Annotated in this window: 6 protein-coding genes; 2 read left to right on the forward strand and 4 right to left on the reverse strand. The window is 69.1% G+C overall.

What is annotated here, in order from left to right; genetic code table 11:
- On the forward strand, positions 1-273 hold a 273-nt coding region (locus EV643_RS44425; RefSeq protein ID WP_238166030.1), incomplete at its 5' end, for a hypothetical protein.
- 317 nt (positions 274-590) lie between these two features.
- On the opposite strand, the gene EV643_RS35445 is transcribed toward EV643_RS44425, so the two are convergent.
- From EV643_RS35445 to EV643_RS35460, 4 genes are all read right to left on the reverse strand, one after another.
- Entirely contained in the window at positions 591-1,238 is a 648-nt protein-coding gene (locus EV643_RS35445; RefSeq protein WP_133804572.1) for a hypothetical protein, read from the reverse strand.
- A 135-nt stretch (positions 1,239-1,373) separates the two neighbouring features.
- Positions 1,374-4,160 carry an ABC transporter permease gene (locus EV643_RS35450; RefSeq protein WP_133804573.1) on the reverse strand — a complete coding sequence of 929 codons (2,787 nt, stop codon included), beginning with the start codon at positions 4,158-4,160 and terminating at the stop codon, positions 1,374-1,376.
- Complete coding sequence (locus EV643_RS35455) at positions 4,157-4,906, reverse strand: ABC transporter ATP-binding protein (RefSeq protein WP_133804574.1); 750 nt, start codon at positions 4,904-4,906, stop codon at positions 4,157-4,159. The genes EV643_RS35450 and EV643_RS35455 overlap by 4 nt, the downstream gene beginning before the upstream one ends.
- 122 nt (positions 4,907-5,028) lie before the next feature.
- Positions 5,029-6,006 (reverse strand): helix-turn-helix domain-containing protein, encoded by a 978-nt coding sequence (locus EV643_RS35460; RefSeq protein ID WP_133804575.1) that lies wholly within the window; start codon positions 6,004-6,006, stop codon positions 5,029-5,031.
- A 102-nt stretch (positions 6,007-6,108) separates the two neighbouring features.
- On the opposite strand from EV643_RS35460, the gene EV643_RS35465 reads away from it, so the two are divergent.
- Positions 6,109-9,522, forward strand: coding sequence for a S8 family serine peptidase (locus EV643_RS35465; protein WP_166665695.1), 3,414 nt, complete (start codon positions 6,109-6,111; stop codon positions 9,520-9,522).
- Positions 9,523-9,613 lie beyond the last annotated feature (91 nt).

A 9,613-nucleotide genomic window follows, 5' to 3' on the forward strand; every position in this document is an offset into this window, starting at 1 on the left:
ACTGGTGTCGCCCCACCCGACCCTGGCGTGGAAACACCCGACGCCACCCGCCCAGCACCCGGCCGGACCGGCATCCAGGCACCCGGGTCGACAGGCCACGCCGTCGGTGGAGTCGCTCATCCACTGGGCAACGCCGCACGCCCACTCGGCAACACATGGGCCGACCAACTGCGCCGGGATGTCGCCGACTACCCAGACCCCTGGGCCGACAACCAGCCCACACCCACGCCGGCCGCCGACTCCCCGCCGCCCGCCACCACCACGATCGGATGACCAGCGCCCGACATTCGCGCAGCCACCCCCCGGTTGCGTCGCACCTCACCCAGCCGACGATCCGTCCAGTGAGGTGCGGCCGGGTGCTGTCCTGTGGCGGCCCTGCGCACCCGGCCGCCACATACCCGGCTGCCATTCGCGTGGCCGCCATACGCCCGGCCGCCTCGGGCGGGCCGGTTGGCGGGAGCTTGAACAACAACTGGTGGCCTTGAACTAGCTGCAGCGGGTCGACGGTCCCGGTTTCTTGTTCAAGCTCCCGACGGGTGCGGGTGCGGGTGCAGGTGCGAGGGCACCAGGGTGCGGGGGGATGCGGGCGGTTAGGGGGCTGAGGTGAGCTGGCGGGTGGACTGGGATTCGGCTCGGATGGAGCCGTCTTTGAAGGCTGGATCCAGAGTGCCGTCAGATCGCCTGGTCACGGTGATGGCGATCTGACACGTGCCGGGAGATGCGGCGGGGGACGTGGTGGTTCCAGTCGACGGCCGGCCGGTGGGCTTGATCGACCCGCGGCTGATCGTCGCTGAGGTTCGACCAGGCTCGAGCTCGAGGCTGCCAGGTTCGATACATTCCCCGGCCCAGGTGAGCACGGTCGAGGCCGACCCGCTGGTGAACCGCACGCCGATGTCTGCCGAGCGCCGCGAGTACGACGTACCGGCGGCCGGCGCCGTCAACCGCACGGGCTCGGGCAACGTCACCGTCGACCGCGGCGCCGAATCGTCCTCACCGCCGCGCTGCAAGGCGAACACGATCTCGGTCCCAGGCTTCGTCACGCCGTCGAGTCGAGCGCTGTAACTCGTCGAACCCCCGAACCGCCCCCGCTTCAACGTCGCTGTCTGCCCACCACTGGATGCCGTCAAAGTCTCCCCGTCACCCAGCTCCACGAAGGTCAACGTGCCGACCCGCAACGACCCGCTCACGACCGCGGCGGATCCGTCTTCGGGCACGCTGACCGTCAGATGGGCGGTCATCCCGCTGGTCCGGATGTCAGCGGAGTCGACTGTCGAACACCCAGTCAGCAAACAGAAACTAGCCAATGCGGCAACCATGCGGCGGTCCACAGCCGGGAACCTAGCAGCGCGCCAGATCACCCAGCCTGAGCAGAACTACTCATACTGCAAGGCTTCCAGTGGATTGAGCCGGGACGCGCGCCGGGCCGGCCAGATCGCCGCGAAGATGCCGACGACGACCGAGACCGCGGCGAAGATGATCAGCTGACCGGTCGGTACCGCGAAGCTGACCTCGTCCAGCCGGGCGGCCAGCAGCAGGGCCAGGCCGAGTCCGAGCAGGATCCCGATGACGGCGCCGATCAGCGCGGTGATCACGCTCTCGTGCCGGATCATCCGTTTCACCTGCCGCCGGGTCAACCCGATCGCGCGCAGCATGCCGAGCTCGCGAGTCCGTTCGAAAACGGTCAGCACCAATGTGTTGACGATCCCGAACAGGCTGACCACGACCGACAGCGCCAGCAGCACGTAGAGCACGTTCAGCAGGCCCCTGATGCCGTCGGACTGGGCGTCTTTGAACTGCTCGCGGGTCTGCGCCTTCGCGTTCGGGAACGTCGCCAGCGCCTGTTCCAGTGCCGCCGTGTTGGCCGCGGTGACACCGCCCTGCATGCTGGCGAACGAGTACACGTTCAGCGGTTGCGGGTTGGTCGCGTCGAACGAGGTGGTCGAGATCGTCACGTTGCCGAACGGCGAGCCACCGGCCGGCGGCTTGAAGATCCCCGCGACCTTCAGCGGCAGGGTCTTGCCGCCGGCGGTCTGCAGCGGCAACGACGAGCCGAGTTGCAGGTTGTGGTCCTTGGCGTAGGTCTCGTCGACGACCGCGCCGTCGGCTCTCAGTTGGCCCAGTACGTCCTGCGAGCCGGCCTGCCAGTCGAAGCTGAGGACGCCGGCCGCCTGGCTGTCGACCGCGGTGATGAAGATCGTCTCGCCGAAAGCCTGGGCCTGTCCGCCCCGCACGCTGGACACCGACGTGACACCCGGCGCCGCGGCGGCCGCCTGGGCGACAGCGGGTGGCAGCGGGCTGAAGTTGTTCTGCGCCGTGATCGCGTAGTCGCCGCTGAAGATCCGGTCGACAGCGTCCTCGAACGGCTTGATGATGCCGGCCCCGAGCGTCGCGACCAGAGTGACCAGCGCCAGCCCGATCATCAGGGCGGCCGCGGTCGACGCCGTCCGGTGCGGATCCCGCTTACTGTTCTGGCCGCCGATCTCGGTGGCCGGCCGATCCGGCAGTACGCCGGGGAAGTCGGCGGGCCACTCCGGCTGCCACGAACCGGCACGGCGTCGTACCGCCATGATCAGCACGATCAGCAGCAGCACCGGGTTGAGCACAGCACCAAGGACAAATCCAGCCGTACGCCGTCCGCTCGACCCCGGGCCCCAAACGCCTCGGCGGAGGAGCCAGTAGGGCAACGAGAAGAACGGCCAGGCCAGCACCGTCAGGATCAGCACCGACCAGCGCGCGACCGGGTTCGAGAACGCGGCCAACGGGCGCACCAGCCGGGACGAGAACAGCGCGATTCCGATGAAGATCAGCAGTACGCCGACGCCGAGCGAACTGAGCACGGTGGTCGTACTGAGTCCGTCCACGAACAACCCGACGACCACGAGCGCGACACCGGCGATCGCGAGCAGAGCAGCGCCGACCGGCCGGAACCGGTGGAACCGGGTCGGGGCCAGCGTCGCGCCTTCCCGGACGGCCGCGATCGGTGGCACGCGGGTCGCCCGCCACGCCGGTCGCAGGCTCGCCAGCAGGGTCACCAGAACGCCGACGATCAAGGCCACGATCACCGTGCGGGTACTGAACACCAGACCGTTGTTGGGCAGCGTGAGTCCGGCCGCATCGAAGACCCTGAACAGGCCGGTGGCGATCCCGAGCCCGAGGAACAACCCGACCACCGAGGCGAGCAGGCCGGTCACCAGCGCTTCCAGGACCACCGAGCTGAGCACCTGGCGGCGGGACGCACCGAGCGTCCGCAGGGTGGCGAACTCCCGGGTTCGCTGCGCGATCGTGATCGACAGCGAGTTGGCGATCACGAACGAGCCGACGAACAACGCGATCCCGGCGAACACCAGCAGGAAGGTCCGGAAGAAGTCGAGGAATCCGCTGGTTCCTTCGGCATCCGCGGTCGCCTGGTCCTCGGCGGTGCGGACCTGCGTTCCCTCCGGCAGGACCTTCTGGATCGCGTCGATCAGCTGCTGTTCGGAGACGCCGTCCTTCTTGGCGACCAGGATCTGGTCGAGCTTGCCCTCCTTGTCCATCAGCCGTTGCGCGGTCGGCAGGTCGAACCCGGCCAGCGTCGCGCCGCCGATCGAGGACACCTGACCGAACTCGACCAGCCCCGAGATCCGCATCCGCTGAATCGGCCCGCGAGCCTGGACACCGATGGTCTCGCCGGCCTGGAAGCCCTTCTTCTCCGCGGTCTGGGTGTCGATCACGACCTCGCCCGGGGCGGGCCAGGCGCCACTGACCAGCGCGAGCGTGTTGAACTCCGGCCGGTCCGGAGTCACGCTGAACGCGAGGTTCGGCGCCCCGCCGAACACGATGGTCTTGCCGTCCTTGCCGATCAGCTGCGCCTCACCGAACACGCCGCCTTCGGCCACCCCGGCCTCGGGCAGTGCCTGCACCTTCGCCAGCAGCGACTGGTCGAACGGCGGGGCGACGCCCCCGGCGGCCTCGTCCTGGCTCAGATCGATGGCGGACTTGCCGGTGATCGCGGCATCGGTGTTCTTGTAGTTCTCGGTGAAGATCGAGTCGAACGCGGACGAGATCGAGTCGGTCAGCACATAGGTGCCGGACACCAGGGCCACGCCGAGGACGACGCCGATCGCGGTCAGCGCGGTCCGGAGTTTGCGGCCGAGGATGCCCTGCAGCGCGAACCGGATCATGACAGGTCCAGCGTGTCGATGATCCGCAGGATCTCGTGCTGGCTGGTCTTGCCGGTCTCCTTGACGATCTCGCCGTCGGCGAGGAAAAGCACCCGGTCGGCCATCGCCGCGGCTTTGGCGTCGTGGGTGACCATCACCGTGGTCTGGCCGTACTTGTCCACCGAGGCGCGGATCAGCTCCAGGATCTCGCCGCTGGTGCGCGAGTCCAGGTTGCCGGTCGGCTCGTCGGCGAAGATCACGGTCGGCCGGGAGACCAGGGCGCGGGCGATCGCGACCCGCTGCTGCTGGCCGCCGGACAACTCGGCGGGGCGGTGCGTGAGCCGATCGGCGAGACCGACCCGGTCGATCAGGTCGGTGAAGTACTCCTCGTCCGGCTTCTGCCCGGCGATCGACAGCGGCAGCAGTACGTTGTCGCGCGCGGTCAGCATCGGCAGCAGGTTGAAGAACTGGAAGATGAAGCCGATGTGCTTGCGGCGCAGCCGGGTCAGGGCGTCGTCCCCGAGCGTGGTGATATCGGTGCCGTCGATCTTGACCGAGCCCGTGGTCGGCTTGTCCAGTCCGGCGAGGATGTGCATCAATGTCGACTTGCCCGAGCCCGACGGCCCCATCACCGCGGTCAGTTGCCCGGGCGCGATGTCGACGCTGACCCCGCGCAGCGCGCGCACTTCCGTATCACCTGCGCCATAGACCCGTACCAGGTCCTCGGCACGCACCACAGACGTAGTGCCTTCGCTGTACCCCTCCATAGCCGATCGCCCCTCCTGGCTGATCAGCGGCCTCCCCAGATGGCCGTTTCGACGCCTCCGAGTCTGCGGTACTTGGGTCGCCACCGGAAGGGGGATCACCCCGGCTCGACCCTGGCCGTGACTCAGATCCAGCCGCGCCGGGCGGCGTGGAAGCCCAACTGGAGGCGGGTGTCGGCGGCAACCAGATCCATCAGCGCGCGGACCCGTCGCTGGACCGTGCGCATGCTGAGCCCGAGCTGGTTGGCGACGGCCTGGTCGGTCAGACCGGCCAGCAAGAGCCCGAGGATCCGCGCATCCAGCTCAGCCGGCCCGTCTCCACTGTCGCCTTCGACCACTCCGTCAGCCCCGAGTACCAACGGCAGCCCGTCTCGCCAGACCCGGTCGAACAGGGCGATCAACGCGTCGAGCATGCCGCTGCGGTGCACGATCAGCGCGCCGATACTGCGCTCCGAACCCGACACCAACGGCACCAGCGCGATCCGCCGATCCACGATCAGCATCCGGATTGGCAGCTCCGGAACCACCCGGACCTCCTCGCCGGCCTGCAACGAGTCGGCCGCGGCGGCGAAGAACCCGGGCCGGTCGAAGGCGCTCCGCTCGATCATCACCCGGTACCGAACGCCTCGGTCGACGGCAGCGTCCTCCTCGGTGTTCTCCTCCGGCGGGACGACCGCGATCTCGGCCTTGACGAAGCCGAGCACCTCCTCGCGGGCCGACATCTGCAATTGTGCGAAGCGCTGCCCGACCGCCTTCGCCCCACGCACCACGTCGACCACGTCGCTGACCGACCGCTCGGTGTCCGTGCCGCGGTAGACCTCGCTGAGCGACTCGATCTCGCGCTGGGCCCGGCGCAGGTCCTCCTCGCGCTGCACCGCCAACGCGGCCAGCGCGACCGAGGGCGGCGAGGCGACGTACCGGTCGGTGCTGCCGCTGGAGCGCGCGGCCAGGCCGAGGGACTCCAACGCGGCCAGCGACCGGGCTGCCTCGATCGGATGGCAGCCGAGGCGCGTGGCGAGCCCGGCGGCGTCGTACGAGGGCACCTCGACGAGGGCGCGGTAGGCGAGTTCTTCGGAGTCCTGGAGTCCGAGCACGTCGAGCACTGTGCCTCCCTGACGGTCTCTGATCGGCGGTCTCCCGCTGGCGGATTCCTGAATTGTCGCAATCTTGCCAGCATCGGGCCGAGTCTGGCTGGCGGTTTTGCGATGGACTGTCGGGCAGCACTTCCGCCCTCCCGAAGGTGGTCCACCGATGGTTCCCCGCTTCCTGGCCGACCCGCCGCAGCCGTTCTGCTTGCCACCGCATCCCTGGTTCCCGCCGCGGCCGCCCCAATCTCGCAGCCGGCGGCCGCCGCCTCGACAACCGCGCCGTCCCTGCCTGTCCAGGTCGACAGCGCCAAGACGATCACGCTGCTCACCGGCGACAAGGTCTACCTGACCCCGGCCGGTTCAGGGCGCTCCAACGTGCGCTTCGTGCCCGTCGACCCGGCAGCTGCGGGATACGAGACCCGCACGGTCGGCAAGGACCTGTACGTCGTACCTGACAGCGCGGCCCGGATCGTCCAGCGCGGCAAGGTCGACGAGGCGCTATTCAACGTGAGCGCGTTGATCCGGCAGGGTTTCGACGACGCCAGCACCGACCGCATCCCGGTGATCACGACGTACAAGGCAACCGCGCGTTCAACGCAGCAGCCCGTGCCGAAGGGCGCGACCCGCACGCGGTCGCTGCCATCGGTCGGTGCGGCCGCACTGCGCACCGAGAAGACGCAGGCGCACGACACCTGGTCCGCGCTCACCACTCCCACGGACCCGGCCGGGCGCGAGCTGGACAAGATCTGGCTGGACGCGAAGGTGAAGTCGACCCTCGACCACAGCGTCCCGTACGTCGGGGCGCCGCAGGCGTGGCAGGCCGGATTCGACGGGACCGGCACCACGGTCGCCGTACTGGACACCGGTGTCGATGCCGAGCACCCGGATCTGGCCGGGGCGGTGAAGGCGGAGATGAACTTCACCGACAGCCCTGATGCCGCTGATCACGACGGCCACGGCACCCACACGTCGTCGACCGTCGCCGGCCGCGGTGTCGCGTCGGACGGCAGGAACAAGGGTGTCGCACCGGGTGCCCGGCTGCTCTCGGGAAAGGTACTGAACGACTTCGGCAACGGCGACCTGTCCTGGATCATCGCCGGGATGGAGTGGGCCGTTGCCGAAGGCGCCGATGTGGTCAGCATGAGCATCGGCACCTCCGAGCCGGTCGACTGCACCGACCCGATGGCGATGGCCGTCGACCGGATCAGCGCCGCCTCGGGTGTCCTCTTCGTCGTTGCCGCGGGCAACCTGGGTGGGCCGAGCGAGACCATCACCAGCCCGGGCTGCGCGCCGTCCGCGTTGACCGTGGCCGCGACGGACCTGACCGGCTCGACGGCATACTTCTCTGGTCGTGGCCCGGTGATGACGGCGCACACGGTCAAGCCGGACATCGCCGCGCCTGGGGTCGACATCACCGCGGCTCGTGCGGGTGGGCGCGGCGACTCGGCGTACACGGACATGAATGGCACGTCGATGGCCACGCCGCACGTGGCGGGCGCGGCTGCGATCCTGAAGCAGCAGCACCCCGACTGGACCGGCGTACAGCTCAAGGCTGCGCTGCAGAACACGGTCCGCTCGGCCACCAGCGCCGGGATCTACGAGCAGGGCGCGGGCGAGCTCGACCTCGCGAACGCGGTGACTCAGCAGGTGACCGGTCCCGGTACGACCGACGTCGGCACGTTTGCCTGGCCGCACACGCCGGCCGAGAAGGTGACGAAGCAGCTCGCCTACACCAACACGGGCAGCAAGGCGGTCACGCTGCGATTCAGCACCGATGCCCGCGGCAACAACGGCAAGACCCTGCCGCGCTCGGTGCTGAAACTGGGCTCGACCAGCCTGACCGTCCCGGCGGGCAAGTCGGCCAGCCTCCCGTTGATCGTCGACCCGTCCGTCAAGCTCGACTACGGCCTGTACGGCGCGATCGGCGCGCGCGTGGTTGCCACCGGCAATGACGGCCGGACCGTGGTCACGCCGATCGGCTTCTACCTCGAGCCACAGCACGTCGACGTGACGGTCAAGCTGATCGACCGCAACGGCAAGCCGGCTTCGTCGATCACGTTCCTCGACGTGTTCGACCTGGACAGCATCGCGGCGCAGCGGATCGGCTTCGAGGGTGCCGACCAGACCCTCCACCTCCGGGCCGGCACGTATTCGCTCGCGGCCAGCGTCGCGACCGACGGCGCCGACGGCCTGGTCGAGTCGTACGCCTTCCTCGGTGATCCCGAGATCACCCTGACCAAGAACACCACGATCACGTACGACGCCCGCCGGGCCGCGCAGACCAAGGTGAGCACCGACCGGCCGGCCGAGCGACGGGGCGGCAGCCTCAGCTACGGTCGCGTGATCGACGGCTGGGTGCTGGCGAGTTCGCGCTCCTTCGGCCCGACCGTGAAGGCGATCTACCTCGCCGACACCAAGACGCGGGCCCGGCGCGGGACGTTCGAGGTGGTCGAGGGCTGGCAACTCGGATCACCCGCCGCCGCGCCCTCGCCGTACCTCTACAGCCTGGCCTTCACCCACAGCCGCCGGATCGACGGCGACACGGTCCACCGGGTCCGGGATCGTCAGCTCGCCACGATCGACGCGACGTACAACACACCCGGGAAGGCCTACACCTACTCCGAGTACGTCGACGCGTGGCGGCCGTGGAGCCTCAGCCTGATCCCGGTCGGTCCTCGCCGATCGGTCGCGGCGCCGGGTCGGGTCGAGCACCTCGTCACCGCCGAGCGGGACACGAAGATGAGCCAGATGGTCGGGCACTCCGACGCGATGGCCTGGCCGTTCGCGACGCTGATGACGTCGACCGCGAAGGCGTACCGGGCTGGTAGTCATCACCGGGAGACCTGGTACAAGGCGGGGCTGCGGCCGGGCATGGTGCGCGACCAGACGACCGGGACGGCCGTCGTACCGGCGGCTCGGGAGGGGAACGCGATCTGGTCCAACTTCCCGGCCTGGGCGGACACGGAGGCGGGACACTTCGCCTGGCAGGGATTCCTGGATCTGGGGAACACGGAGTTGTTCGCCGACGGGGTGTCGCTCGGGCAGTACGGGTACTACGGCCAGGGCTGGTGGGACGTGCCGGCTTCGTCGACGTCGTTCGAGTTGGTCTACAACCTGCTGCGGTGGCAGCGCGGCAACTACTCGTGGGAGTCGCCGGCGAACGCGGAGACGCGCTGGCGGTTCACGTCATCGTCGACCGCGTCGGGTGCGCTGCCGCTGCTGTTCCCGGACTACGACCTCGAGGTGGACGCCAACGATCGCGCGCCGCGGGTGAAGGACTATCCGGTCTCGGTGACCGTTTCATCGGGGGAGTGGTACCAACCCGGGTCGTTGACGACGGCTCGCGCCTGGACCTCGTACGACGACGGCGTGACCTGGGTCGACGTACCGGTGACGAACGACGGCAAGAAGGTGGTCGCGTCCGTGGACAACACGGCGGCCACGGACTTCGTCACCCTGAAGGTCGAGCTGACCGACGCGAACGGGGTCGGCGTGACGCAGACCCTCAACCGCTTCTACGGAATCCGCTAGGAGGCCGCTGAATAATCCGCGTGTCGTCGCGGTGTCTGCTGTGCGTGCTGAGAGGGTTTTGGCATGCAGGGTGTGGAGCGGGTCGATCGGG

The organism is Kribbella caucasensis, from assembly GCF_004361855.1.
GTDB classification, from domain to species: Bacteria; Actinomycetota; Actinomycetes; order Propionibacteriales; family Kribbellaceae; genus Kribbella; species Kribbella caucasensis.

What these genes read in the sequence shown, in the direction of transcription:
- EV643_RS35445 (WP_133804572.1), bottom strand. Translation starts at nt 1,238, where the DNA reads ATGACCGCCCATCTGACGGTCAGCGTGCCCGAAGACGGATCCGCCGCG.
- EV643_RS35465 (WP_166665695.1), top strand. Translation starts at nt 6,109, where the DNA reads ATGGACTGTCGGGCAGCACTTCCGCCCTCCCGAAGGTGGTCCACCGAT.
- EV643_RS35450 (WP_133804573.1), bottom strand. Translation starts at nt 4,160, where the DNA reads ATGATCCGGTTCGCGCTGCAGGGCATCCTCGGCCGCAAACTCCGGACC.
- EV643_RS35455 (WP_133804574.1), bottom strand. Translation starts at nt 4,906, where the DNA reads ATGGAGGGGTACAGCGAAGGCACTACGTCTGTGGTGCGTGCCGAGGAC.